Origin of the sequence: Ruegeria marina, from assembly GCF_900101475.1 — a bacterium.
Taxonomy (GTDB): domain Bacteria; phylum Pseudomonadota; class Alphaproteobacteria; order Rhodobacterales; family Rhodobacteraceae; genus Ruegeria_B; species Ruegeria_B marina.
In genome coordinates, this window is the sequence record NZ_FMZV01000005.1 from 53999 (window position 1) to 79169 (window position 25171).

A 25171-nucleotide genomic window follows, 5' to 3' on the forward strand; every position below is an offset into this window, starting at 1 on the left:
GGTAAGTCAAAAAGAGGGCGAACATGTCGATCACATCCGCACTGGTCCTGTTCTCGGTGATCTGGTTCATGACTTTCCTGATCGTGCTGCCGATCCGGGTCAGGACACAGGGCGATCTGGGCGAGATCGTGCCCGGCACTCATGCCGGCGCTCCCGAACATCACTATCTCCGGCGCAAGGCCTGGATCACCACGGGTGTTTCGGCGGTGCTCTGGTGCGTGATCGCGGGAATCATCCTCTCGGGCTGGATATCGGTCGACGACATCAACCTGCTCAAGGTGATGCCGCCGCTTGAATGAGCGCCCGCGCGCTCATCTTCCATGCAGGGCGTGAAAGATATGGGTGAAGGTCGCGGCCCCCAGGATCGGTATCAGCAGGTTCACCAGCGGTACCGACAAGGGCACCGCCATCAGGACCCCCGCCGCCCAGATCGTGATCAGGTGTTGCGACCTCAGCCGGCGGGCGCCATCGCGTCCCACCCGGCGCATCGCTGCAAGGGTGAAATACTCGCGCCCAAGCAGAAATCCGTTCAGCCCCCAGAAGATGAACAGCGCGAATGGCGCGAAGAACACGTAGAGTACAAAGGCGAGCAGGTTGGCCACTATCAGCACGCCGAGGAAATTGACCGTATCCTTCAGCGCCTCGCCGAACGGGACCGGGGCGACCGGCGGAAGACCCCGATAGTGCCTGTCCTCGACAGCCTGCGCCACCTCGTCGAGAAACATCGAGGTGATGGCCGAGGCGACCGGCACCATCAGGAAAACCGACAGCACCATCATGAACAAGAGCGACGAGACGCTCAGCAATCCACCGACCCATGTCACCTCGCCCAGAACGGGCAAGGTCACCTCGGGGCCGATGAATGTCTGGATCAGCCAGAGAAAACCGGCATAGACGCCCACCAGCAGCGCGAATGTCAGCCCGACCCCGAGCAACAGGACTTTGCGAAAACGCGGATCTCCGATCTGGCCCAGTGCCAGCAGAAAGGAATTGATGATGATCATTCCGAAACCCAGCTGGTGATTGCATCCAGATCCGGGCGCGGCCGGTCGGGCGGTGCGCTGGTTTCCGTGGCGATATGGATCAGCCCGGCCACACGCTCGTGTTCCGCCAGCCCAAGCCCCTCGGCGCAGAACGCCGGGTCATGCGAGGGCCAGCCGGTCAGCCAGTTGGCGCCCCAGCCGGCGGCAAGCGCCGCGTTCAGCAGTGCAAGGCATACCGCGCCGGTGGAATAGGTCTGTTCCAGCGCCGGGATCTTGTCACTCTGCCGGCGCACTTCGATCACGGCGACAGCCAGGATGCCCTGGTCGAATTGCGACCGCCCCTTGACCAGGTCTTCGTCGGACTTTCCAAGTTCGCGCCCGCGCTTTTCGGCCAGATCAGCCAGTCGCGCCATGGCCCCTTGCTCCAGCACGATGAACCGCCAGGGTTCCAGTTTGCCATGGTCGGGGCTGCGCGCCGCGGCGGTGAGGATCGGCAAAAGCTCCGCGCGGGACGGTCCCGGCGCGGTCAGCGTCTTTGCCGGACGCGAGCGGCGGGTCAGAAGAAATTCAAGGGCGGCATCGTTGCGCGGCGGCATATGTAAATCCTTTTCACATACTGTCCCTTCCGTATCTCGGGCACCCACGTCCGAGTTTCAAGTGTAAATCCTGCGTGATCAAAAGCTTTGGCCAGGGAAAATCAGGGGCAAGATGGTACCATCTGTTTCGAAACCCACGGAGTTGACAATGAAACCACTTTTCTTAACGGCTCTGGTTCTGTCTGCCTTGGCGGCCTGTGTGAACGAACCTCGGCAATCTGCAGCGGCCAGACCGACGCCGGAGGCCTGGCCTGGCAGTCTGCCGCCGCCCACCGCGCCGCGCGATGAAAGCGTCAGGGCGGCATCGAAAGCCTATTACCTGGGTCCACGCGGGGAAGAATGGTACTGAATCGCAATCTGGGTTTTCAGCCGACAATCCTGTAGACCCGCGGCATGGCCAAACTGAAATCAGATGCGCTGCTGGACCTGAAACATCTCGCCCATGCCGGTCGAGAGGTAAATGTTCGTGTGACACCCAAGGCCAGGCGCGATAGCCTTAGCCTGCGCGACGGAACCCTGCGCGTCACGGTGACCGCCCCGCCCGAGGACGGAAAGGCCAACGAGGCGGTGCGCAAGCTCTTGGCGCGTGCCATGGGCATCGCGCCCAGCCGGCTTCACCTGCGCCGAGGCCAGACCGCGCGCGACAAGACATTCGTCTGTCTTGAAGGCTAACTCTCCGGCGGCATTTCGCGCAGTTGATAGACCCCTTCCGGCAGGTCCAGCGCGGCAGCAAGATCACGCAACTGCTCGGGCGACAGGGTGATCTTCTGCATCGTATCCGTGCGCGCGTCATATTGTTCCAACGTCACGCATTCGGCAAATGAATTGATCACCACGTCCTCTTGCAAAGGTGTCTCGCCCTCGTCGACAAGGGTGATCACGGTCGAGTCGAATTCGTGTTCAATGCTAAACATGACCACAGAGTGGCGGCGCTCCGCCGCCTTTGCAAGCGGACAGACGCCCGGGGCTGGAAGCCGGGTGCCGCTTTGGGTAGATTCCAATGATCCAGACGGAAACGAGGAAATTCATGCGCCGGGTCCTGTTGTTGATTGCCCTGTTTCTGTCGGCCTGCGATTCGCCGGCCCCTACCTCTGCGCCAGTCCCGCTGAGCCAGGCGCCCGGTGGTGCCGCACTGAGCCCCGCCAGCGCTCAGGCGGCGTTTTCAACGGTCAGCGCCAACCTGCGTCCGGTGGCTGTGAACGAGTGCCAGCGCCGCACCAGCGGAATGCGCTGCGATTTCCGGATCGAGGTCGATCCAAATCCCCGCGCGCCGGTGAATGCCTATCAGACCGTGGATCGCGAAGGTCGGCCCGTGATCATCTTTACCCGCGCGATGATCGATTCCGTCCGCAATGCCGACGAACTGGCCTTTGTCATGGCACATGAGGCGGCACACCACATTCGCGGCCATCTGGCCCGACAGCAGGCCAATGCCACCGCAGGCGCGATCGTCTTTGCCGGGCTGGCCGGTCTGACCGGGGGAAATGCCTCGGCCATCGACGCCGCCACCCAGATCGGCGCGATGGTCGGGGCGCGCACCTATTCCAAGGATTACGAGCTTGAGGCCGACGAACTGGGGACCTTGATTACCTATCGCGCGGGCTACAACCCCCTGGTCGGCGCGCATTTCTTCTCGCGCATTCCCGACCCCGGCGACCGCTTCCTCGGTACACATCCGCCCAATGCCGCGCGCATCCAGGTCGTGCAGCGCACCGCCGCCAATCTGGGCCTCGTCCAATGACCGACCCGACCCGATTGGGCGTCGTCCTGACGGATCGCGGGTCGAAATACGCGGTCAGCGGCGCACCAGCACGCAGCCGGGAAGAGGTTGACGCGGTGCTGGCTGTCCTGAAATCGGACAAGTCCTATGCCAAGGCGACGCACAACACCTGGGCGGCCGTGTTGCCATCCGGCGCGCTCAAGGCAGATGACGGCGAAACCGGCGCGGCTATGGTGATTCTGAGGATGATGGAGCGGGCCGGCCTGACCGACCATGTCATCGTGGTGACCCGCTGGTACGGCGGCAAGAAACTGGGCGGAGACCGCTTTCGCCGCGTGCAGGACGCGACCCGCGCCTATCTCGATCATCTGGGATTGGCTGTTTGACCTGTGTCAAGGCGCGGCCGCTGCGCCACAAGCTACCCTCGGCATGTTGAAACCAGCGAACTGTCGAGGACGAAATGGCCGACCGCGAGATTCTCAAGCACCACGCCCAGTTGTTCGACAACATGGTCAGCACCTTGGGTCACGATCTGCAGGAGGTCGCTATTCAGGGCCAGCTGAGTATAGACCAGATTACCGATGCGGTTCTCTCGTGCACTGAATGCAGCAACCCCGATCATTGCGCCGGATGGCTGGATACGCGTGACCACGCGCTGCAAACGCCCGAGTATTGCCGCAACCGTGATCTGCTCAGCCGGCTGCAACCTTGACCTTTCAGTTACGGAGAGCCCCAATGCCGCAAATTCCCCTCGGTGATATCGAAAGGCATTTCTGGCTGACGCGCTCTGTCGCGCGGTCGCTTGGAGTCAGCTTCTCTGAGGCCATGATCCAGGGCAAGGTGACTCAAGACGACTATGCCGAGGTCGTCGCCCGGTGCCGTGCCGCCGATTGCAGCGAAAGGTGTCAGCACTGGCTGGCAACGCAGAATTGCAACGCGCCAGCCGCGCCTGACTTCTGCGTCAATGCGGATCTGCTGAACCGGCTGCGCTGATCAAGGCTTTTCGGGAGATGCGTTACAGGGATTTGTGAGTGCCGTCGCACAACGGTGCCTTGCCCGAATGCTTGCATCCGCAGAAGAACACTTTCTTGTCCGCCTCCGCCGTATACTTCACCGGCGAGAACTCCGATCCTTTGTGGGATCCGTCACAGAACGGTTGCTTCTGCGACTTGCCGCAGGCGCACCAAAAATAGGTTTTCCCTTCGGCCACTTCGACCGGAAACGAGGCTTTCTGCGCAATATGCGGCGCGTCGGACATCTGGCTCTCCTTTTGGCTGCTGTCGCAGGACAGTCTAGCGTGAGCGGCAGGCGTGGAAAGGGGCCGGGACAGGCAGTTTTTTAACTTGTCTGGCCGGACGGCCATTTTGGCAGTTCCTTAGCCAGCCAGACGGCCCCACAGGTCGTATTCCCCGGCTTCCTCGACCTCGACCGTCACGATATCGCCCGGTTTCAGACCTTCGAACCCTTGGTCGATGAACAGGTTTCCGTCGATCTCGGGCGCGTCGGCCTTGGTGCGGCAGGTTGCGGCCTCGTCATCAACCTCGTCCACGATCACCTGAATTGTCTGGCCCACCCTGGCGGCCAGCCTGGCCTCGGAAATCGCCTGCGCCTTTTCCATGAACCGGTCCCAGCGCTCCTGCTTGACCTCGTCCGGCACATGATCGGGCAGATCGTTGGACCGGGCGCCTGCGACGTTCTCGTACTGGAAACATCCCACGCGATCCAGTTGCGCCTCGTCCATCCAGTCGAGCAACGTCTGGAATTCCTCTTCGGTTTCACCGGGATAGCCGACGATGAAGGTCGATCGCAGGGTGATCTCGGGGCAGACCGCGCGCCAGGCGGCAATCTCGTCCAGGGTTTTCGCCGCCGCCGCCGGGCGCGCCATGCGTTTCAGCGTGTCGGGATGCGCGTGCTGAAACGGAATATCGAGATATGGCAATAGGTTGGAAGCCGATTCCGCCATCAATGGAATCAGTTCGCGAACATGTGGATAGGGATAGACGTAGTGCAGCCTGACCCAGGCATCGAGTTGCCCCAGTTCGCGGGCCAGATCAGTGATGTGGCTGCGCACTTCGCGGTCCTTCCACGGGTTCACGTCGTACTTTCGGTCCAGCCCATAAGCGCTTGTATCCTGAGAGATGATGAGCAGTTCCCGAACGCCGTTCTCAACCAGCTTTTCCGCCTCGCGCAGGACAGCATGTGCGGGTCTGCTCACCAGCTTGCCGCGCATGTCCGGGATGATGCAAAACTTGCACTTGTGATTGCAGCCCTCTGATATCTTCATGTAACTATAGTGTCTTGGCGTCAGCTTGATGCCCGAGGAGGGCAACAGGTCCACAAAGGGATCGGGATCCGGCGGAACGGCCCCGTGCACCGCGTCCAGCACCTGTTCGTACTGGTGCGGTCCGGTCACGGCCAGAACCCTGGGATGCACCCCGGTGATATAGTCCGGCTCGGCGCCCAGGCAGCCAGTCACGATCACCTTGCCGTTTTCTTTCAACGCTTCGCCGATCGCCTCCAGGCTTTCCGCCTTGGCGCTGTCGAGAAACCCGCAGGTGTTCACGATCACGGCATCGGCTCCTGCATAATCCGGAGAAATCCCATATCCTTCGGCCCTGAGCCGCGTCAGGATGCGTTCGCTGTCGACCAGCGCCTTGGGACAGCCCAACGAAACCATGCCGATGGTCGGCTGGCCGGGGCGGGCGGTGTCTGTCAGGCGGGCGGCAGGCGCCAGGTCGGGCCGCAGGTTCGGTGGGTTCGTGCTCATGGCGCGCATATAGTGGGGAACTCTGCGGCTTGCAAATGTTGTAGAAGCGCAGTCCGTTTGCCATACCGGGAACACAAGACCGACGGGGAGCAGTTGCATGAAATGGCTGGTTCGCATTTTGATCACCCTGGTCCTGGCGGCGGTGGCGCTGGCCGGGGCCGTTCTCCTGTTGCCGGGGGACAAGCTGGCGCGTCTCGCGGCAGATCAGATCCGGGCGCAAACCGGGCGGGAGCTGAGCTTCACAGGCGAGGTCCGTCTCACCTTCTGGCCCGTTCTGGGGGTCGAAACGGGACCCGTCGTCCTGGGAAATGCGCCCTGGGCGGGTGATCAGCCAATGCTGACGGCCAGCCGTCTGGCCATTGGCGTCAGCGCGCCGGCACTGCTTGCCGGAGATGTCCGGATAACCGGGATCGTCGCCGAGGATCCTCTTCTGCGTCTGGAAACCGCCGGAGACAAGGTCAACTGGGAATTCGCGCCCACGCAAACCCTGGCCGCCGGATCAGGTACCGAGACTCCCGCATCGGAGCCGCGTCTCATCACGCTGGACCGGCTGGAATTGAAGAATGCCCGCCTGATCCTTACCGAAGATGCACAGACCCGTTTCGACTTCGCCAATGTGGACATCACGGCAAGCTGGCCTGCTCCGGATGCGCCGCTGAAACTGCAGGCAAGACTGGCATTGGGCGCAGATGGCATCGGCGTCGATCTCACCTTGCCGAATCTGCCGGCCTTTTCGTCGGGCCAGGTTACTGCCATGCAGATACAGATGACGGGTCCGGACAGCCTGATCATCTTCGACGGTCATGCTGCGCTGAACGGCGACATGGCGGGCAAGGCCAGCCTGTGGACGACTGACAGCGCCCGAATGCTGGCGGCCTTCGGTCAGCCGGGCACGACCCTGGCGCGCGGTCTGGGCCAGAAGGCTGAAGTCAGCGCCCAGATCACCTATACCGCCAACGGCCAGCTGGCCCTGCGCGATCTGGCGATGGATCTAGACGGAAACCGGCTCACGGGCGCCGCCGATGTCACCGTAGCCGATCCGCCGCAGGTGACCGCACGGCTTGCGGCCGACGCGCTCGACCTGACCGGTCTTTCCGCGTCAGGTGAAACTCCCGCTGCGGCCGCCGGCTCCGGTGGCTGGTCCAGGGCGCCGATCGACGCCTCGGCCCTCGCGCTTGCGAACGGTTCCATCCGTCTGGTCGCACAGTCTATCGCCTTGCCAGGCCTGTCACTGGGGGCGAGCGACCTGACGCTGTCCCTCGACCAGAACCGCGCGGTTCTGGCGATGCAGCCGGTTTCCCTGTTTTCCGGGCAACTCACTGGCCAGCTTGTCGCCAACAACAGGAACGGCCTGTCGATGGCCGGCGACATCAGCGTCGAAGGGGTCGAGATGCAACAGGTCCTGTCCACACTGGCGGGAGTCCAGCGCCTCTCGGGCGCTGCCTCGGGTACGCTCCGGTTTCTTGGCGTTGGCGAAAGCGAAGACGAGTTGATGCGGTCCCTGTCCGGTGAGGGAAGCATTCAGATGGGGCGCGGCGTGATCTCCGGGTTCGATCTGGACAGCCTCATGGGGCAGGGGGCAGGCGGCGGGGCAACCGTATTCAACAGCCTTTCGGCAAGCTACAAGATCGACAAGGGGGATGTTTTCAATGGCGACCTCCTCATGCTGCTGGACAATTTCAAGGCCAACGGCGAGGGGCGCATCGGCCTCGGCGCGCGCGATATCGACTATCTCTTCACCCCGGTTGCGCTTCGTGCAAACGCGGGCCAGGGCCTTGCGGTCCCGGTCCGGATTGTCGGCCCCTGGGCCAATCCTGCCATTCGGCCCGATCTGACACAGGTGATCGAAAAGGCAACCGGTCTCGAGGCGGGGCAACTCGAAGACAAGGCCAAGGAGGAGTTGCGGCGCAAACTGGGCGAGGAACTGGATACCGAGATCCAGCCTGGCCAGGATGTCGAAGACCTGATCAGGGAACGTCTGGAACAGGAAGCGACCAAGGGATTGCTGAAGCTGCTCGGCAAGAACTAGAGCCTGTCGGAACAGAGCCGCAGCAGACGCCTCGCCAATGCCGCAAGAGTGCGCAGTGCAACCGGGCATGGGCACTGCCCGGGTGTCTCGGAAAAGAAGGCGCGGATCCGGCTTCTTTCTGGTCGGAAATACTCCGGAGCGCGAGGCAGAGCCTCGCCTGAATATGCCGCGCCGCAGGCGCGGCCCGGCCCAAGCCCGAACGGGTTTCTCGCCAGAGAAACCCGGTGAGGGGGCGGGAGCGCCTCCCCCCCCGAAACCCGCTCAGATGGTCTGGTCGTAGTCCCCGACGCCGGGTTCCGTGCGGATGACCGCGTCGATTTCGGCGAAGATGGCGCGCATCTCCGCCTCGCTTTCGCTGCTTTCGCAGACCACCACCAGGTTGGGCGTGTTCGACGAGGCGCGGACCAGGCCCCAGGATCCATTGTCGAGGATGACGCGGGCGCCGTTGACCGTGACGACTTCCTTGATCGCCTTGCCGGCAAAACTGTCCCCGGCCGCATGCCTTGCGGCCAGTTTTTCCACCAGCCGTTCGAGAATGGCGTATTTTTCGGTATCGGCGGCATAGGGCGACATGGTCGGCGTCGACCAGGTGCGCGGCAGCGCCTTGCGCAGGTCGGACATGCGGCTGCCGGGGTTGCGGTCCATCAGCTTGCAGATCTCGACCGCCACCCGCATGCCGCAGTCGTAGCCGCGCCCGATCGGTTCGGCCAGGAAGTAGTGGCCCGACTTCTCGAACCCCGCCAGCGCGCCGATCTCCTTGACCCGCCGCTTCATGTGGCTGTGACCGGTCTTCCAGTAGTCGGCGACCACGCCGTTCTTCTTCAGTTCGGGGTCGGCGGCAAACAGGCCGGTGGATTTCACATCCGCCACGAAGGTGGCGCCGGGATACAATTTCGACAGGTCGCGCGCCATGATCACGCCCACCTTGTCTGCAAAGATCTCTTCGCCCTCGTCATCGACCACGCCGCAGCGGTCGCCGTCCCCGTCGAAGCCCAGCGCGAGATCGGCGCCGCTGGCTTTGACCATGTCGGCCATGTCATGCAGCATTTCCATGGCTTCTGGGTTCGGGTTGTAGTGGGGGAAGGTATAGTCGAGCTCATTGTGGCTCGGCACCACCTCGACCCCCATGCGCGCGAAGATCTCGGGCGCAAAGGCCGAGGCCGTGCCGTTGCCGGTGGCGCAGACCACCTTGAGCGGACGGGACATGCGGAAATCGCCGACCAGATCGTCGATATAGGCTTCCTTCACGCCCTCCACGAATTCATAGGAGCCACCCGGGCGTGCGACGCCTTCGCCGTTCAGCACGATGTCGCGCAGTTCGGCCATTTCGTCGGGTCCGTGGGTCAATGGCCGGTCAAACCCCATCTTGACCCCGGTCCAGCCGTTCGGGTTGTGGCTGGCCGTGACCATCGCAACCGCCGGCACATCCAGGTGGAATTGTGCGAAATAGGCCATCGGTGACAGCGCCGGGCCAATGTCCTTGACCTGGACACCGGCCTGCATCAGGCCCAGGATCAGCGCATTCTTGATGGCGAGTGAATAGTCGCGATAGTCGTTGCCGACCGCGATGACCGGCGCGATGCCGCGGCGGTGCATCTGCGTGCCCAGGCCCAGTCCCAGCGCGGTCATGCCGGGCAAGTTGATTTCTTCGGGGTATTTCCAGCGGGCATCGTATTCCCGGAACCCGGTGGGCCGGATCATTGCGTCGCGCAGAAAGCTCCAGGTGTTGGGTGTCACCTCGGAAAGCGGTTTGGTCATGTCAAATTCTCTGGTTTCTTGTCAGATGCGAATGGGCTCTGCCTTAGCAAGCGCATCGAAGCGCATCAAGGTGGCGATCATGGCCGGCATCTGATCGAGATGGATCATGTTGGGCCCGTCGCTGGGGGCATTGTCGGGATCGGGGTGGGTTTCGATGAAAACGGCGCCGATGCCCAGGGACACCGCCGCCCGCGCCATGACCGGCGCAAACTCGCGCTGCCCTCCCGAAGAGCCGCCCCGGCCGCCCGGCTGCTGCACCGAATGCGTGGCATCCATGACCACAGGATAGCCGGTCTGCGCCATGATCGGCAGCGAACGCATATCGGCCACAAGGGTGTTGTAGCCGAAAGACACGCCCCTCTCGGTCAGCATGATCCTGTCGTTGCCGGTGCTTTCGATCTTGGTGACGATATTACCCATATCCCAGGGCGCCAGGAACTGGCCTTTCTTGACGTTGATCACGGCACCGGTCGCGCCCGCAGCCAGCAGCATGTCGGTCTGCCGGCACAGGAAGGCCGGTATCTGCAACACGTCCACCGCCGCCGCAGCAACGGCGCATTGGGCCTCGGTATGGACATCGGTGAGAACGGGTATGCCCATGCCGCGCCGGATGTCGTCCAGCACTTTCAACCCGGCGTCGATGCCCAGGCCGCGCTGGCCGCTCAACGAGGTGCGGTTCGCCTTGTCGTAGCTTGCCTTGAAGACGAATTGCGCGCCGACGGCGTCGCAGGCTTCTTTCAAGGTGCCGGCGATCATTTGCGCATGATCGGCGGATTCCAGCTGGCAGGGGCCGGCAATGACGGTCAGCGGCAGGTCGTTGCCAACGGTCAGGTCGGCGATTTTGACATGTTTCATGGGCTTACGAGGATACCTGTTCTCTAAGGATCGACGCGGTGAGCGAGATCATCAGGTAGATACCAGCAAAGAGCAGGAATGCCAAAATCGTATTTTCGAAACTGCGCGGATAACTCGGTTCCTCGCTTGGCACGGGGTTGACCGACACTGTCAGGTAGCGCACCTGCCGGTTCGCCTCCATCCGGGTGGTTTCCATCTGTTGCAGCGCCGATTGCAGCATCATGTCGCGCGTGGCGAGGTCTGCCTGCGCCATCTGGATTCGGACGGTCAGCCGCGCCAGCGAGTTTTCGCCGCGCGAGGTATCCAGCATCTCGGCGTTCAGATCGTCGAGCAGATCGTTCAATCGCGCGATATCGGCACGGGTGCCGTCGACCTTGGCCTTGCTCGGACGCGCGTTGTCCAGCAGGGCCGCCAGTTGCAATTCCTTCTCCTGGATCTGCACTTCGACCTGGTCGATGCGGCCGCGCAGGCTTGCGATCACGCCTTCGGGATCAAGCAGCGCGCCCTTCTGCTGCAACTCGACCAGCGCCTCCTGTGCCTTGCGCCGTTCGGCCTGGGCATCCTCGAAGCTCTGGCGCGCCTCGCGCATCTGGTCTTCGCGCTTTTGCCCGGACAGGTTGTTCACCCGCTCCTCGGCATAGGTCAGCAGGCTTTGCGAAAACTCGGTGGCCACCTGCGGATCGGGGGCGGCGACCTCCATCCGGATCACGCCTTCGGTCGGGTCATAGCCGATCTTCACGATGCGGCTGTAGATCTTGTAGGCGTCCTCGTTCGTGGCATCCGGGGCGAGGCGCTGGATCGGGTCGATCCAGGGTTGCTGGAAATGCGCCTTGAACCCGCGGTCGCGGTCCAGTTGCAACATCGCTTCCTTCGATTCCAGGAAGGACTGGACCGAGATCGAATCCTGGCTGGTGGCGAACTGGGTGCCCGCGAAAAAGCCGCCCAGCCCGCCCAGCGAGCCATCCGCCTGCAGGATCACGAATTCCGATTTGCTCGCATACATCGGGGTGGCGACGGCATAGAAGTAATAGGCGGCGATCAGCGTCGGCAGCCCGACGAAAACCGCCAGCCGGGTCACCAGCTGCATCAGCTTGCGCCGGCGCCGGCGCATGATGTCCTGCTGGATCTTGCCAATCTCCATCTCGCGCCGCTGGGTCGGGCTGAGTTCTGTCGATGGCAGCGTCTGGCGCGGCTGAATGGTCTGCGGCAGCTGCACCTTGGGCTCCGGTTTTTCGGCAGTCTTTTCGCCGCGTTGCACCACCAGATCCAGCATGTTGCCGCGCTCCAGCGGGTCTATGCCCCGCGCGCGCAGCTGACGTACCGCATCGTAATCGGACATGACCGGGAGATTGTGTTTCTGCGCGAGCCGACGCGCCATACGCAACTGTCGGCCGGTCAGCCCTTCGCGTTTGATCGCGTCGATCTCGGTCTCGGCGCCGGTTTCCGCAGCCGAAGAGACCTGACCCTGCATCGGCGCAGAGGCCTTGCCCTCTGGCGCGACGCGCGTGCTGACGTCTTCCTTCGCGGTTTCGGGGCGCGTCGCTCCGGTTGCCGGGCGTGTGGGAGTCACAAGCGGGCGCAGCGGCGCGACATTGCTCGTCTGGGCTGCAGAACCCCCGGCGGCAGAGGCATGCTGCACGCCCTCCGGCACACCGCCGGTACGGCGGATGCGGAATTTCTTAGCTTTGGGTTTCGTAGTCATAGAGCTGTTTCGCTTCTTCCAACGAGTCAAACATGTGCAACTGGCCATTCATCAAAACAGCGGCCTGGCGTGCGAATTTCTCAAGCGTCGCGGCCTGGTGCGAGACGATCACGATCGTCGTTGTGCGCAGGCGTTCTTCCAGGATCGCGCCGGCCTTCTTGTTGAATTCGACGTCTGTCGAGGCCGGCATGCCTTCGTCGATCAGGTACATGTCGAAGTCAAGCGCAAGCATTAGCGCAAAGGAGAACCGCGCCCTCATGCCCGAGGAATAGGTGCCTAGCGGCTGGTCGAAATATTCGCCCAACCCGCAAAGCCACCGGCAGTACGCCTCGATGTAGTCGGGGTCCATGCCATAGAGGCGAGCGATGTAGCGGGCATTTTCCATGGCGGACAATCGGCCGATGACGCCGCCCATGAAGCCCAGCGGAAAGGAAATGTTGCAGGACCTCCGGATCACGCCTTCGTCGGGTTTTTCCAGCCCTGCCATCATGTTGATCAGGGTCGTCTTGCCGGTCCCGTTCGGTGCGAGCACGCCAAGCGACTTGCCCAGTTCGACCCGGAACGAAACCCGGTCCAGGATCACCTTTCGCTGCGATCCGGTCCAAAACGACTTGCTGACATTCTCGAACTCAAGCATCTGCTGTCTGCTGCGGCCCATGTTTTCTTTTTTGCAGTTCCGTCCCTGATGGGCGCCTACCCGGTTCCCGCCTGCACGGAGACTGACCTCCGACTATAGGGGGATTTGGGCTACATTATGTCGAAATCCGAAACAAATCTTCAATGCGATTCCCGCAGGGAAAACTGATGGACTTTCGCCGGTCCGGCGGGTTTTGAGATATCGTGCAGCTCTCTGACGGTTGGAGGCAAGAGGGCCATGGTCTATCTTGCGCTGGCCGCTCAAATTCCACGAGGCAAGAGGAACATGGTCCCGGACACACCGGCAGAAACCCAACTGGCCAAGGATATCCGTGCCTGCCGGCTGTGTGCGGAACGGTTTGCCGGGACGGCTACCGCCCATGTCCCGCGTCCGGTGGTCTGGTTCCGGCCCGGCGCGCGTGTGCTGATTGCCGGACAGGCGCCGGGTGCGCGCGTACACCAGACCGGCCGCCCCTTCACCGATCCGTCGGGTGATCGTCTGCGCGACTGGCTGGGGATCGGCGAGGATATTTTTTACGACCTCTCCCGCGTGGCGGTTGTTCCGATGGCCTTTTGTTTCCCGGGTTACGACAATAAGGGCTCGGATCTGCCGCCGCCGCCGATTTGTGGAAGGACATGGCACAATCGGGTGATGGCAGAACTGGGCAATTTGCCGCTGGTCGTGCTGGTGGGCGGTCACGCGCATCGCTACCACCTTGGCGCGCGCGGGCCGGTGACCGAAACGGTCGCCGCCTGGCGGGACCATGCGCCGCGGGTCTTTGCCTTGCCTCATCCGTCCTGGCGCAATACGGGATGGCTGAAGAAGAACCCGTGGTTCCAGACCGACCTGCTGCCGGTCCTGCGCGCACGGGTCAAGGAGGTGCTGCATGACCCCGGAAACCCCGATTGACCGCGCCCATGCGGAAATGGAGTCGAGCGACGCCGCCCGCCTGCGCTTCTTCGAGCGGCTGGGCGATGCCGAACTGTTCCTGCTGTTGACCGAGGAGGCGCGCGACGAGAATCTTTCGCCCGAACTCTTCGACCTCGCCGATGGCCGCTTCGTACTCGCCTTCGACCGCGAGGACCGCCTGGCCGCGTTTGTCGGCCGGCCGGCGCCCTATGCGGCCTTGTCTGGTCGGGTGCTCGCGGCGATGCTGGCGGGGCAGGGGGTGGGGCTCGGCCTCAATCTCGACGTGGCGCCTTCGGCCATGCTGATCCCGGCCGAGGCGCTGGCCTGGCTGGATGCAACGCTGGGCAACCGTCCGGACCATGTCGAGGCGCGGATATCCGAGGTCACGCCGCCCGGCGGGCTGCCCGAGGCGCTGCTATCCGCCCTCGATGCCAAGCTCGTCAGCGCCGCCGGTCTGGCGCAGGGGGCTTATCTCGCGGGGGTGGTCTATCACGAAGGCGCGCGCGGGCATCTTCTGGGATTTGTCGATGCGGTGGCAGGGGCCGAAGCGGCGCTGGCCAAGGCGGCGTCCGAAGCGCTCACCTTTTCCGGGATCGAGGCCGGGGCCATGGACGTCGGCTTTTTCAGCGCCAGCGACCCGATGGCCGCTGCCTTGGCGCGTGTGGGGCTGCGGTTCGAATTGCCCAAACCTGTGGCCCCTGCAAGTGCGCCGTCAGCTCCGGGCATGGACCCGGGTCGCCCGCCGCGATTGAAATGACCACAGGCGGGCGCCTGGCCCGCCCGCAAGGGGCGGCGGTTATTCCGCCGCTTCCAGCTTGTCTTGGGTGCGGGTGTCGAAATCGCTGGCGGCATGTCGTTCGCGCAACTGGTATTTGGGCTCGCCGGCGGTCCGGTTCACCATGCGTCCCCGGCTGACCGCCGGGCGCGCGTCGATCGCCTTGGCCCAGCGCTGCACATGCTCGTAGCTTTCGACATCGAGGAACTCTCCCGCGCTGTATTGCCGGCCCAACGCCAGTTGTCCGTACCATGGCCAGATCGCCATGTCGGCGATGGTATAGTCTTCGCCGGCGATGAAGCTCTTGTTCGCCAGTTCCCGGTTCAGCACGTCCAGCTGACGTTTGACCTCCATCGCGAACCGGTTGATCGGATATTCCCATTTTTCGGGCGCATAGGCGTAGAAATGACCGAACCCGCCGCCCAGATAAGGCGCGCTGCCCATCTGCCAGAACACCCAGTTCATCACTCCGGTCCGGGCCGCGCCGCTCCTGGGCAGGAAGGCGTCGAATTTCTCGGCAAGGTGGAACAGGATCGAGGCGCTCTCGAACACACGGACCGGTTCGGCACCCGAACGATCCAGCAGGGCCGGGATCTTCGAGTTCGGGTTGATGTCGACAAAGCCCGATCCGAATTGCTCGCCCTTGCCGATCTGGATCAGCCAGGCATCGTATTCGGCCTCTGCATGACCCGCGGCCAGCAGCTCCTCGAACATCACAGTGACCTTGACCCCGTTGGGCGTACCCTGAGAGTAGAGCTGGAACGGATGCTCGCCGACCGGCAGTTCCTTGTCATGGGTCGGTCCCGCGATGGGGCGGTTGATGCTGGCGAACTGACCGCCGCTCTCCTTGTCCCAGACCCAGACTTTCGGCGGCGTATAGTTTGACGTTTCACTCATGCGGAACCTTTCTCGCTTGCGACGGGACCGGACACCCGACACCCGGTCAGCTAATGTTTCGCTCAACAAAGTCCAACCCTGGCAGAGACACAAGGGACGATCATTCTGACGTCGGGATGTAATGCGGAATTGAAACATTTCCCCGGGCCGCAATCACGAAACCTCGTTCCCGCTCACACCCGCGCGAGCGGCGCTGCGAAATCATGCGGGCAAGGGTAATCTCTGGGCACTGGCCGGTGCATGCGGCCATGAACCATACGGAAGGACCCGTTGATGAGACGTTTCGTTTTTGCCCTTGCCACGGTCGCCACCACGGCGCTGTCCCTGCCGGCCCTTGCCGGTGAGCAATATGTCGACGGCACCGGATACGCGGTGTCGGGCTATGATGTGGTGGCCTATCACGGCCTAACCCAATCGGCCGTCGGTCTTGCCCAGCCTGAGGGGGTCAAGGGCAAGGCTTCGATCACGGCCGAGTGGAACGGCGCGACCTGGGCGTTCTCGACCGAGGAGAACCGCGACAAGTTCCTCGCCGATCCGGAGTTCTATGCGCCGCAGTTTGACGGACACTGCGCCTATGGCGTGTCCAAGGGTGGCAAGGTTCCGGGCAACCCGAACCTGTGGCGCATCGTCGACGACAAGCTCTATCTGAACATCACCCGGAACGTGGTGGGATTCTGGGAAGAGGATATTCCCGGCAACATCGACAAGGCCGATGGCAATTGGCCGGGGATCGAACCGAATGCGGCATCGACCAGCGTGATCCCCGATTTCACCTCGTCGGCGCCGGTAACCAACTGACGGCACGCAAAAGCGGTTTTCCGCAAAAAGAAATGGTCCGGGGTCAAGATCCCGGACCAGTCCATTTTCGGCCCATGCAAGTCTCAGCGGCGCCGGTCGCGGCGCGCGCTCATCGGCTGGAAGGCCACGCCCACATGCGCCTCGCAATAGGGTTTGCCCTGCTGCACCGGCAGGCCGCAGAACCAAAAGTCGTCAGTCGCGGGGTCCCCCACCGGCCATTTGCAGGTGCGTTCGGTGAGCTCCATGAGCGTCAGTTTCTTGGCCTTTTTCTCGACCTCGTTGACCTTGGCCAGCGCCTCGGGGCTGATCTCGTTGGCCGAAGGCTGCGGTGGCAGCGGCTGGCCTGCCGGAATGATCTGCTTGCGCGGCGGAATGGGCTTGGCCTCGGCCGGCTGTGGATCGGCGGCCGCCGCCGCGGGGGCGGGGCGCGCAGGTTCCGTGCGCGGCACGGGTTTTGCCCGGACCTCGGGCTTGGGTGCGCTGGCCGCGGGCTTGTCCTTGACTTCGGGCTTGGCCGGTGCGGGCGCCGCCGCGGGGCCCGATGTACGGTTTGACAGACCCAGGCGGTGAACCTTGCCGATCACTGCGTTGCGGGTCACCCCGCCCAGTTCCTTGGCGATCTGGCTGGCCGACTGGCCATCGCTCCACATTTTCTTGAGCAGTTCAACGCGCTCGTCAGTCCAGGACATGTCAGCCTCTCAAAAGCGGGAAAAGCGGCCCCATGCGCTGTGGCCGCCTCCGGAATTCGTCTCAGCGCCCTATTCTAGCCACTGCGGCCCGAGTTACAAGGCACTTCGAATCGGATCGCGACAGGAGAATGGCATGAACGGCAAGACGGTCGAACCCGGGGTCCGCCGCTTTGGGCGCATCAACTGGCTGGGGCTCTATACCCTTGCGGCGCGCGAGGTGATGCGGTTTCTCGTGGTCTGGACCCAGACCCTGCTGGCGCCGCTGGTGACGGCCGGGCTGTTCCTGATGATCTTCACGCTCGCGGTCGGTTCGGGCCGGGGCGAGGTCATGGGCGTCCCCTTCCTGCATTTCCTGGCGCCGGGCATCCTGATGATGACGGTGATCCAGAACGCCTTTGCAAATACCTCGTCCTCGGTGGTGATCTCGAAGGTGCAGGGCAATATCGTTGACACTCTGATGCCGCCCCTTTCGCCGCTGGAACTGCTGCTGGGTTATCTGGCGGGCGCGGTGGCGCGGGGCGTGATCGTGGCCCTGGCCATAGCGGTCGCGCTGGCGCTGCTGCTGGGGCTGGTCGCGCAGCATCCGGTGCTGGCCCTGTTCTATGCCGCGCTGGGCGCGGCCTTCATGGGGGCGCTGGGGCTTGTGGCAGGGATCTACGCCAACAAGTTCGACCAGATGGCGGCGATCACCAATTTCATCGTCACGCCGCTCGCGTTCCTGTCCGGCACCTTCTATTCGGTCGAGGTGCTGCCGCCTGCGCTTTGGTTCCTGAGCCACGCCAACCCGGTGTTCTACCTGATCGACGGGCTGCGCTTTGCGGTGATCGGCGCCTCCGACAGCCCGCCCGCGCTGGGGGCCGCGGTCTGCGTCGCCGCCACCTTCGCGGTCTGCCTGCTGGCCTGGTCGATGCTGAGGAAAGGTTACCGCCTGAAGGCGTGATGCAAGGGCGTCAGGCGTCGGCCAGCGATCCCGGCTCCAGCGGGATGCGCGGCCGGCCCAGCCGGGGATGCAGCCGCGCGGCGATGGCAAAGGCGCCGAACAGCGCCGTGCCGCCGGCGACGAAGATGCCGGCCACCGGCGCCACCATCAGTACAAGCCAGGCGGCGCCCGGCGTCATGATCCCCGAAACGTCGCGATAGCTGGAATAGATCGCCGACATCTCGGTCCGCTCCGAGGGCTTCACCGCCATCAGGAACGGCAGCCCGGCGCAGATGTCCAGCACGATCAGCCAGAACGATCCTAGCATCAGCACGATCGCGGCAAGCGGCGGCCAGCCGGACAGGAAACCGGCTGCCGCGAAGCAGAAACCGGCGCCCGCAAAACCGGTGCGCACCGCGCTGCGCAGCGACCGCCGCTGCACCCAGCGCAGGATCAGCGGCGCCAGGAAGAGCATCCCGTTGGTGATCGAAAGCAGGATGCCGCCCACCTTGTCGCCCATGCCCGATTCAATGGAAAAGATCGGCAGGTAGACCACATAGACCCACCAGCCGCAGGACCGGATCATGGCAAAGAGATAGCCCGACACCAGCCGGGGCTGCGCGAAGAAGCGCGGCAGGAACGCGAGCGGATTGCGCGCCGGGCCGCGCGCGCGGGTGATCATCTTGCCATTGCCCATCCGCAGCATCCAGAACACCGCCAGCATGATCACCGCGGCCGCGCCGCTGATCACGAAGGGGGCAGGGGCCCAGAGTTCCATCAGCAGCACGCCCGCCATCGGACCTGCCGTCCAGCCCATCGCGCTGTAGAACATCCGGCTGGTCTCGCACCGGCCGAGATCCACCCGCTCGATGTAATCCAGCACATAGGCGTTGAAGCAGATGAAGCAGACCACGGCGGCCACCGCGTTGCAGGCGAGCGCGGCGACCACGGCTTCGGGCGTACCCCGAACCGCCAGGACGGCGCCGATCACGAACAGCAGCGCGCCGACCGTATAGGACCAGCGGCGCGGCACGAAACGGATCAGGAAGGGCACCATCAACCCGGCCACCAGCGACAGGACGCCGATCAGGAAATAGGCGAGAGACACGTTTTCGGCGCTGCCGAGCGCACGGTACATCACGAGCGGAAACACCGAGATGAGGATGCCGCGGACCACTGCCTCGAGCCCGGCAATTATGCCGAAATCCCGCACCGAGGGGGCGGGAGAATGGCGCACCCATTCGGGAATCCGGCGTTCATGCATAATGGCAACCTTTGCTACAAAACGGGCTCAGCATCGGCATCACTGGGATCGCGGTCGCGAAGATTTGCGACACATCCGTCGCTCAAAGGCCAGCGCCGCGAAAAAACGGACCGTGATGCCGCAGGGGGCTCTGCCCCCGCGCCGCCCTCTGGGCGGCGCTCCCCCGGAGTATTTCTGACCAGAAAGAAACCGTAGTCAGCGTCGCGCGGCACGCCCTTCGCGCCAGGCCAGGACCAGGGCGCCGGTCAGGATGATGGCGGCGCCGGTCATGCTGATCGCGTCAGGGATCACGTCGAATGCGATCATGTCATAGAGGGCGGCAAAGATCAGCGTGGCGTAGCTGAACGGCGCCACGAAGGAGGCATCCGCCCGCGCCATCCCGTTGACGAAACAGGCCTGGGCGCAAGCCATCAGCCCCCCGATTCCGGCCAGCGCCGCCCATTGGCCGGGCAGGGGCGGCTGCCAGACCGGCCAGACCGCGGCGCTGGCGATCGCCAGCCCCATGGCGTTGTTGACCAGCAGGATCTGGATCGGCCGTTCCCGCCCCGAGAGCTTCTTGATGAAAATGAGTTCCATTCCCATCACGGCGGCCGCGGCGAGTGCCAGCAGGGCGGCGGGCTGGAAGCTGCCGGGCGCCGGCCGCAGCAGGATGAGCGCGCCACAAAGGGCAATCGCCGCCGCGCCCCAGCGCCATGGCCCAACCCGTTCGCCCAGCAGAGGGATTGCCAGGACCATTGCGAATACGGGATTTAGGAAGGCGATCGCCGTGGCATCGGACATCGGGATATAGGCGACAGCGGCAAACATCAGGGTCACCCCGCCCCAACCGAAGGTGGTGCGGCCCAGATGCAGCCTCCAATGCGGCCGCGTCAGGCGGGGGCGCAGGGTCATCACCACGCCCCCGATGGCCAGGAAGGCAAACAGGAAGCGGCCGTGGCTGATCTGCAGGGCCGGCAGTGCCGGCCCCAGCGTGCCGGTTCCCAGCGCCTTGGCCAGCAGCGTGGTGCCTGCGATGAACGCCGTGGCGGCAAAGATCAACGCGGCGGCCAGCGCGGGGTTTTGCGGTTTCGCTTCGAACATGCGCCAGCGGTGACCGAGTACCGCGCGCTTGACAAGAGGAAACGATGGGTCCGGCTGGTGTCGTCAGCGAGGCGCAAGGGCGGCGCGGCGCGATTTGGTGCGCGCCGTGCCGCGAATGGCGCCCATGATCACCCGGACGCGACTGCGGGGAATTCCGTTACCAGCGTGTCGAGGCGCTGGTGGCCAGGGGCATTCCCGGCATCTTTGCCCGCCGGACGTGGCGACTCGACCGCTGCGCGTGGCCGGATTGCCATTTTGTTGCATGCGACCCTCCAAAAGGGGTTTTCTTTGCGCGAATCCTCCGTTATGGAGCGCGCCATGATCAAACTCGTCCATATCCTGTCCCTTCGACGCCGACGTGCTGCCGCCTGAGCGGCCTCTTGATCCATGCGCGCCCGTGTTTTCCGCGCATATCCCGTTACAGACATTGACCTGACCGCCCCGCTATGCCCTGCATCGGGGATAACCATCAGACAAGGATGATCCCATGATTCCGTCCGTCCTGCCGACCTATAACCGCGCGCCGCTTAACTTCGTGAAGGGCGAAGGCGCCTGGCTGACCGAGGCGGACGGCCGACGTTTCCTCGACCTCGGCTCGGGCATTGCGGTGAATGCGCTGGGCCATGCCCATCCGGCATTGGTCAAGGCGCTGACCGACCAGGCCCAGAACCTGTGGCATGTTTCCAACCTCTACCAGATCCCGCAACAGCAGGCGCTGGCCGACAAGCTGGTGGAGCATACTTTCGCCGACACGGTATTCTTCACCAATTCGGGCACCGAGGCCTGCGAACTGGCGGTCAAGATGGCGCGCAAGTATTTCTACGACAAGGGCCAGCCCGAGCGTGTCGAGATCCTCACCTTCGACGGCTCGTTTCATGGCCGGTCCTCGGCCGGCATCGCCGCCGCTGGCTCGGAAAAGATGGTCAAGGGGTTCGGCCCGCTGCTGCCCGGTTTCGTGCATCTCACCTTCGGCGATCTCGACGGCGTGACCAACGCGATCACCGACAAGACCGCCGCGATCCTGATCGAGCCGGTGCAGGGCGAGGGCGGCATTCGCCCCGTCCCCGATGCCGAGCTGAAGGCGCTGCGGCAGATCTGCGACGATCACGGCCTGCTGCTGATCCTCGACGAGGTGCAATGCGGGATGGGGCGCACCGGCAAGCTGTTCGCGCATGAATGGGCGGGCATCACACCCGACATCATGATGGTCGCCAAGGGCATCGGCGGCGGCTTTCCCCTGGGTGCCGTGCTGGCCACCGAAGAGGCCGCTTCGGGCATGACCGCGGGCACGCATGGCTCCACCTATGGCGGCAACCCGCTGGGCTGCGCGGTGGGCTGCGCGGTGATTGACCACATCACCGCCCCGGCCTTTCTCGAAGGCGTCAACCGCAAGGCAGGGTTGCTGCGGCAAAAGCTGGAAGGCCTGGTCGCCGACCACCCGGAGGTGTTCGAAGAGGTTCGCGGCGCTGGCCTGATGCTGGGGCTGAAATGCAAGGCGTCCAACCTTGACGTCGTCAAGGCCGGCTATGACAATCTGGTCATAACGGTGCCTGCTGCCGATAACGTCATTCGCCTTCTGCCGCCCCTGACGCTGACAGAGGACGACATTGCACAGGCCATGATCCGCCTCGACAAGGCCGCCGCACAGGTTGAAGAACAGCTCGCAACCTCCTGACCTTCATCTTTTCGAAAATACTCCGGGGGAGTTGCGCATGGCGCGACGGGGGCAGCGCCCCATCTCCCGGGCAGACGAAAGTCCAACGCCATGAATCACTTTCTCGACATCCACAAGACCGACGCTGCCGACCTGCGCGCCATGATCGACCAGGCGGGTGCCATGAAAAAGGCCCGCCTCGGCCGGCCCAGGGCCGCGCCCGATGACACGCAGCCGCTCAAGGACCGGATGGTGGCGCTGATCTTCGAGAAACCCTCGACCCGGACCCGCGTGTCCTTCGACGTTGGCGTGCGCCAGATGGGCGGGCAGACCATGGTGCTTTCGGGCAATGACATGCAGCTCGGTCACGGCGAGACCATCGCGGATACCGCCCGCGTGCTCAGCCGCTACGTCGACATGATCATGATCCGCACCTTCGACGAGACGGTGCTGACCGAGATGGCCGAATATGCCGATGTTCCCGTCATCAACGGGCTGACCGACCGCACCCATCCCTGTCAGATCATGGCCGACGTGCTGACATTCGAGGAGCACCGCGGCCCGATCGCCGGCAAGAAGGTGGTCTGGACCGGCGACGGCAACAATGTCTGTTCCTCCTTCCTGCATGCCGCCGGTCAGTTCGGCTTCGATCTCACCTTCACCGGCCCGGCCCAGTTCGACCCCAAGGAAGAGTTCGTGGGCTTCGCCCGCCGCAAGGGCTCGACGATCGTGATCGAGCGCGATCCCTACAAGGCGGTCGAGGGCGCCGATCTGGTGGTGGCCGATACCTGGGTGTCGATGCATGACGCGCAATCGGCCAAGGAACGCCGGCACAACCTGCTCAGGCCCTACCAGGTCAATGCCGAACTGATGCGCCACGCCAAGCCGGATGCACTCTTCATGCATTGCCTGCCCGCCCACCGCGAGGAGGAAGCGACCTCCGAGGTGATGGATGGCCCGAACTCTGTCGTCTTCGACGAGGCGGAAAACCGGCTGCACGCGCAAAAGGCGATCATGCGCTGGTGCCTGGGGGTCTGATCTCGCGCCTGCGCAACCTGAACCAAACCGATGGCCGGACTCGGCCAGATCATCGCATACCCACTCCTCAACACGGGGGACTGAACATGACACACAAGGTCTTCATCGACGGCGAGGTCGGCACCACCGGCCTCCAGATCCGCGCCCGGCTCGAAGGGCGGGACGATATCCGTCTCGTCACCCTGGGCGAGGCCGAGCGCAAGGATACCGGCGCGCGGCTGGCCGCCTTTGCCGAGGCCGATGTCGGCATCCTTTGCCTGCCCGACGCGGCGGCGGTCGAGATCGTGGCGCAACTGGCTGGCACCGGGACCCGCCTGATCGACGCCAGCACCGCGCACCGGGTCGACCCGGACTGGGTGTTCGGCTTCCCCGAGATGGACAGCGGCCTGCGCGACCGGATCGCCAGCGGTCAGTTCGTCTCGAACCCCGGCTGCTATTCCACCGGCGCCATTGCGCTCTTGCACCCGCTGGTCAAGCGCGGGCTGATCGCCGCCGAAACGCCGCTCGCCATCAATGCCATCAGCGGCTATTCCGGCGGCGGCAAGGCGATGATCGCCGAGTTCCAGAGCGGCCAGACCGACGGCCCCTTCGTTTATGCCACCGACCAGCGGCACAAGCACCTGCCCGAGATCATCGCGCATGTGGGCCTGTCGCGGCGGCCCGTCTTCGTGCCCTCGGTCGGCCCCTACGAACAGGGCATGATCGTGCAGGTGCCGCTGCCCTTCCTGGAACCGGGCGAGAGCGCCGGCCTGCACGCGGCCCTGGCCGAGCATTACGCCGGCAGCGCCTTCGTGTCGGTCGTCAAGCCGGATCACTACGGCGCCCGGATCGACCCGCGCCGCCTGAACGATACCAACCGGCTGGAACTGTCGGTGCATGGCAATCCCGACACCGGCGGCGCGGTGCTGATCGCCCTGCTCGACAACCTGGGCAAGGGCGCCTCGGGGGCGGCGGTGCAGAACCTCAACATCATGCTCGGGCTCGATGAAACGCTGGGCCTCTGACCAACGCCTCCCGAGACGCGGCCGACCAGCAGCTTGACCAGTTGCGCGGCTGTCTTGGCACGCGCATGATGCGCATTGTCAAGCGAGAGAGGAAACCATGCGGATCGTCATCGCCGGTGCGGGCAGCATCGGCTGTTTCTGTGGCGGGTTGCTGGCGGCCGGAGGGCATGCCGTCACGCTCTGGGGGCGGGACCGCGTGCTGGACCAGATCCGGGCCCACGGGTTGACGGTGACAGATTTCTCCGGCCTCGAACGGCATATCGCCGTCGATGGTCTGACATTGGCGGAGGATCCGGCCTGCCTGTCCGACGCGGAAGCGGTGATTGTCACCGTCAAGACACCCGCGACCGCCGGCATCGCCGGCGATATCGCAACCCATGCTCCCTCTGTCGTGCCGGTGGTGTCTTGGCAGAACGGGGTTGAAAACGCCCGGATCCTGCGCGCGGCCATGCCGGGGCGCGACCTGCGCGCGGGCATGGTGCCGTTCAACGTGGTGCCCGCGGGCGCCGGTGTCTGGCACCGCGCCAGCTCCGGTGACATCGTGATCGGGCCCGGTCCGGGGAGGCTCGGCCCGGCCTTGTCTGTGTCTGGGTTGCCGGTGATCGAAAGCGCCCGGATCGAGGCGGTGCAATGGGGCAAGCTGGTGGTCAATCTCAACAACGCGCTCAATGCGCTGTCGGGGCTGACGCTGGTGGAACAACTCGCCGACCGCGACTGGCGCCGCCTGATGGCCGACCAGATGGCCGAGGCGCTGGGCGTGCTGCGCGCTGCGGGTATTGCCGTGGCTTCGACCACGCCGCTCCCGGTCTGGACCAGCCCGCATATCCTGCGCTTGCCGACCCCGTTGTTCCGGCGCATCGCGGCCCGTATGCTGACCGTCGACCCCGCCGCCCGCACCTCGATGGCCTATGACCTGCTGGCAGGACGGATGACCGAGATCGACAGCCTGCAAGGCGAGATCCTGCGTCTTGCGCAAGCGTGGGACCGGCCCGCGCCGCTTGCCGAGCGCATTACCGGACTTGTCCGCCGGGCCGAAATGGCAGGCCCCGGTTTGCCCGGACTGACCCCGCAGGACATACGCGGCTGAACAGGTCCTG

28 protein-coding genes are annotated in these 25171 nt (G+C 64.2%); 15 read left to right on the forward strand and 13 right to left on the reverse strand.

The annotated features are described in order from the left end of the window. Nucleotides 1-23: 23 nt before the first annotated feature. Nucleotides 24-299, forward strand: a complete 276-nt coding sequence (locus tag BLT75_RS08630) for a DUF1467 family protein (protein ID WP_093029826.1) — start codon at nucleotides 24-26, stop codon at nucleotides 297-299. A 12-nt stretch (nucleotides 300-311) separates the two neighbouring features. Here the strand turns inward: BLT75_RS08630 and BLT75_RS08635 are convergent, their stop codons facing one another. Together BLT75_RS08635 and BLT75_RS08640 are read right to left on the reverse strand one after the other, a co-directional pair. After that, nucleotides 312-1004, reverse strand: a complete 693-nt coding sequence (locus BLT75_RS08635; protein WP_176827903.1) for an EI24 domain-containing protein — start codon at nucleotides 1002-1004, stop codon at nucleotides 312-314. Then, nucleotides 1001-1579: a nitroreductase family protein gene (locus BLT75_RS08640; RefSeq protein ID WP_093029828.1), complete on the reverse strand. Its 579-nt coding sequence runs from the start codon at nucleotides 1577-1579 to the stop codon at nucleotides 1001-1003. Before BLT75_RS08640 ends, BLT75_RS08635 begins: the two co-directional genes overlap by 4 nt. Nucleotides 1580-1972: 393 nt before the next feature. On the opposite strand from BLT75_RS08640, the gene BLT75_RS08645 reads away from it, so the two are divergent. After that, nucleotides 1973-2251, forward strand: a complete 279-nt coding sequence (locus BLT75_RS08645) for a DUF167 domain-containing protein (protein ID WP_093029830.1) — start codon at nucleotides 1973-1975, stop codon at nucleotides 2249-2251. On the opposite strand, the gene BLT75_RS08650 is transcribed toward BLT75_RS08645, so the two are convergent. Beyond that, the gene (locus tag BLT75_RS08650) at nucleotides 2248-2493 is read right to left on the reverse strand and encodes a hypothetical protein (RefSeq protein ID WP_093029832.1); all 246 of its coding nucleotides are present in this window, start codon (nucleotides 2491-2493) and stop codon (nucleotides 2248-2250) included. The genes BLT75_RS08645 and BLT75_RS08650 overlap by 4 nt on opposite strands. A 113-nt stretch (nucleotides 2494-2606) precedes the next feature. Here BLT75_RS08650 and BLT75_RS08655 point away from each other — a divergent pair, with 113 nt between their 5' ends. The 4 genes from BLT75_RS08655 to BLT75_RS08670 all read left to right on the forward strand — a co-directional run bounded on the left by BLT75_RS08655 (nucleotide 2607) and on the right by BLT75_RS08670 (nucleotide 4292). Further along, nucleotides 2607-3320: a M48 family metalloprotease gene (locus BLT75_RS08655; RefSeq protein WP_093030488.1), complete on the forward strand. Its 714-nt coding sequence runs from the start codon at nucleotides 2607-2609 to the stop codon at nucleotides 3318-3320. Further along, on the forward strand, nucleotides 3317-3685 hold the full coding sequence (locus tag BLT75_RS08660) for a YigZ family protein (protein ID WP_093029835.1): 369 nt from the start codon (nucleotides 3317-3319) through the stop codon (nucleotides 3683-3685). The genes BLT75_RS08655 and BLT75_RS08660 overlap by 4 nt, the downstream gene beginning before the upstream one ends. A gap of 74 nt (nucleotides 3686-3759) precedes the next feature. Continuing rightward, a complete protein-coding gene (locus BLT75_RS08665) occupies nucleotides 3760-4011 on the forward strand; it encodes a DUF6455 family protein (RefSeq protein WP_093029837.1) in 252 nt (83 codons plus the stop codon). A 23-nt stretch (nucleotides 4012-4034) separates the two neighbouring features. Beyond that, the gene (locus tag BLT75_RS08670; protein WP_093029839.1) at nucleotides 4035-4292 is read left to right on the forward strand and encodes a DUF6455 family protein; all 258 of its coding nucleotides are present in this window, start codon (nucleotides 4035-4037) and stop codon (nucleotides 4290-4292) included. 22 nt (nucleotides 4293-4314) lie between these two features. On the opposite strand, the gene BLT75_RS08675 is transcribed toward BLT75_RS08670, so the two are convergent. Next, on the reverse strand, nucleotides 4315-4557 hold the full coding sequence (locus BLT75_RS08675; RefSeq protein ID WP_093029841.1) for a CDGSH iron-sulfur domain-containing protein: 243 nt from the start codon (nucleotides 4555-4557) through the stop codon (nucleotides 4315-4317). Nucleotides 4558-4674: 117 nt separating this feature from the next. Then, nucleotides 4675-6066, reverse strand: coding sequence for a 30S ribosomal protein S12 methylthiotransferase RimO (rimO, locus tag BLT75_RS08680; protein ID WP_093030492.1), 1392 nt, complete (start codon nucleotides 6064-6066; stop codon nucleotides 4675-4677). Between the two features lie 97 nt (nucleotides 6067-6163). On the opposite strand from rimO, the gene BLT75_RS08685 reads away from it, so the two are divergent. Continuing rightward, nucleotides 6164-8095, forward strand: coding sequence for an AsmA family protein (locus BLT75_RS08685; RefSeq protein ID WP_093029843.1), 1932 nt, complete (start codon nucleotides 6164-6166; stop codon nucleotides 8093-8095). Between the two features lie 261 nt (nucleotides 8096-8356). Here BLT75_RS08685 and BLT75_RS08690 read toward each other — a convergent pair whose 3' ends face one another. The 4 genes from BLT75_RS08690 to BLT75_RS08705 are packed head-to-tail and all read right to left on the reverse strand — an operon-like array spanning nucleotide 8357 to nucleotide 13047. Continuing rightward, entirely contained in the window at nucleotides 8357-9853 is a 1497-nt protein-coding gene (locus BLT75_RS08690) for a phosphomannomutase/phosphoglucomutase (protein WP_093029845.1), read from the reverse strand. A gap of 21 nt (nucleotides 9854-9874) precedes the next feature. Beyond that, on the reverse strand, nucleotides 9875-10708 hold the full coding sequence (kdsA, locus tag BLT75_RS08695) for a 3-deoxy-8-phosphooctulonate synthase (RefSeq protein ID WP_093029847.1): 834 nt from the start codon (nucleotides 10706-10708) through the stop codon (nucleotides 9875-9877). A gap of 4 nt (nucleotides 10709-10712) precedes the next feature. Beyond that, nucleotides 10713-12410 (reverse strand): KpsE/RkpR family capsule polysaccharide export protein, encoded by a 1698-nt coding sequence (locus tag BLT75_RS08700; protein ID WP_093029849.1) that lies wholly within the window; start codon nucleotides 12408-12410, stop codon nucleotides 10713-10715. Next, on the reverse strand, nucleotides 12388-13047 hold the full coding sequence (locus BLT75_RS08705) for an ABC transporter ATP-binding protein (protein ID WP_093030495.1): 660 nt from the start codon (nucleotides 13045-13047) through the stop codon (nucleotides 12388-12390). Before BLT75_RS08705 ends, BLT75_RS08700 begins: the two co-directional genes overlap by 23 nt. Before the next feature lie 285 nt (nucleotides 13048-13332). Here BLT75_RS08705 and BLT75_RS08710 point away from each other — a divergent pair, with 285 nt between their 5' ends. Next, nucleotides 13333-13956: a uracil-DNA glycosylase family protein gene (locus BLT75_RS08710; protein WP_093030498.1), complete on the forward strand. Its 624-nt coding sequence runs from the start codon at nucleotides 13333-13335 to the stop codon at nucleotides 13954-13956. Further along, a complete protein-coding gene (locus tag BLT75_RS08715) occupies nucleotides 13934-14713 on the forward strand; it encodes an SseB family protein (protein WP_093029851.1) in 780 nt (259 codons plus the stop codon). Before BLT75_RS08710 ends, BLT75_RS08715 begins: the two co-directional genes overlap by 23 nt. A gap of 39 nt (nucleotides 14714-14752) precedes the next feature. On the opposite strand, the gene yghU is transcribed toward BLT75_RS08715, so the two are convergent. Further along, complete coding sequence (yghU, locus tag BLT75_RS08720; RefSeq protein ID WP_093029853.1) at nucleotides 14753-15628, reverse strand: glutathione-dependent disulfide-bond oxidoreductase; 876 nt, start codon at nucleotides 15626-15628, stop codon at nucleotides 14753-14755. 273 nt (nucleotides 15629-15901) lie between these two features. On the opposite strand from yghU, the gene BLT75_RS08725 reads away from it, so the two are divergent. Then, nucleotides 15902-16426 carry a YHS domain-containing (seleno)protein gene (locus tag BLT75_RS08725; RefSeq protein WP_093029855.1) on the forward strand — a complete coding sequence of 175 codons (525 nt, stop codon included), beginning with the start codon at nucleotides 15902-15904 and terminating at the stop codon, nucleotides 16424-16426. A gap of 83 nt (nucleotides 16427-16509) precedes the next feature. Here the strand turns inward: BLT75_RS08725 and BLT75_RS08730 are convergent, their stop codons facing one another. Continuing rightward, a complete protein-coding gene (locus tag BLT75_RS08730; protein WP_093029856.1) occupies nucleotides 16510-17115 on the reverse strand; it encodes a GcrA family cell cycle regulator in 606 nt (201 codons plus the stop codon). Nucleotides 17116-17248: 133 nt separating this feature from the next. Between BLT75_RS08730 and BLT75_RS08735 the strand changes: the two genes are divergently transcribed. Next, nucleotides 17249-18055: an ABC transporter permease gene (locus BLT75_RS08735; RefSeq protein ID WP_093029858.1), complete on the forward strand. Its 807-nt coding sequence runs from the start codon at nucleotides 17249-17251 to the stop codon at nucleotides 18053-18055. A gap of 10 nt (nucleotides 18056-18065) precedes the next feature. On the opposite strand, the gene BLT75_RS08740 is transcribed toward BLT75_RS08735, so the two are convergent. Next, entirely contained in the window at nucleotides 18066-19298 is a 1233-nt protein-coding gene (locus BLT75_RS08740; RefSeq protein WP_093029860.1) for an MFS transporter, read from the reverse strand. Nucleotides 19299-19493: 195 nt separating this feature from the next. Further along, a complete protein-coding gene (locus BLT75_RS08745; protein ID WP_093029862.1) occupies nucleotides 19494-20378 on the reverse strand; it encodes a DMT family transporter in 885 nt (294 codons plus the stop codon). A gap of 487 nt (nucleotides 20379-20865) precedes the next feature. Here BLT75_RS08745 and BLT75_RS08750 point away from each other — a divergent pair, with 487 nt between their 5' ends. From BLT75_RS08750 to BLT75_RS08765, 4 genes are all read left to right on the forward strand, one after another. Then, nucleotides 20866-22053, forward strand: a complete 1188-nt coding sequence (locus BLT75_RS08750) for an aspartate aminotransferase family protein (RefSeq protein ID WP_093029864.1) — start codon at nucleotides 20866-20868, stop codon at nucleotides 22051-22053. A gap of 90 nt (nucleotides 22054-22143) precedes the next feature. Continuing rightward, complete coding sequence (gene argF, locus BLT75_RS08755) at nucleotides 22144-23070, forward strand: ornithine carbamoyltransferase (RefSeq protein ID WP_093029866.1); 927 nt, start codon at nucleotides 22144-22146, stop codon at nucleotides 23068-23070. Nucleotides 23071-23156: 86 nt separating this feature from the next. After that, nucleotides 23157-24074 carry an N-acetyl-gamma-glutamyl-phosphate reductase gene (gene argC, locus BLT75_RS08760; protein WP_093029868.1) on the forward strand — a complete coding sequence of 306 codons (918 nt, stop codon included), beginning with the start codon at nucleotides 23157-23159 and terminating at the stop codon, nucleotides 24072-24074. 97 nt (nucleotides 24075-24171) lie between these two features. Continuing rightward, on the forward strand, nucleotides 24172-25161 hold the full coding sequence (locus tag BLT75_RS08765) for a 2-dehydropantoate 2-reductase (RefSeq protein ID WP_093029870.1): 990 nt from the start codon (nucleotides 24172-24174) through the stop codon (nucleotides 25159-25161). The last annotated feature ends 10 nt before the right edge of the window (nucleotides 25162-25171 follow it).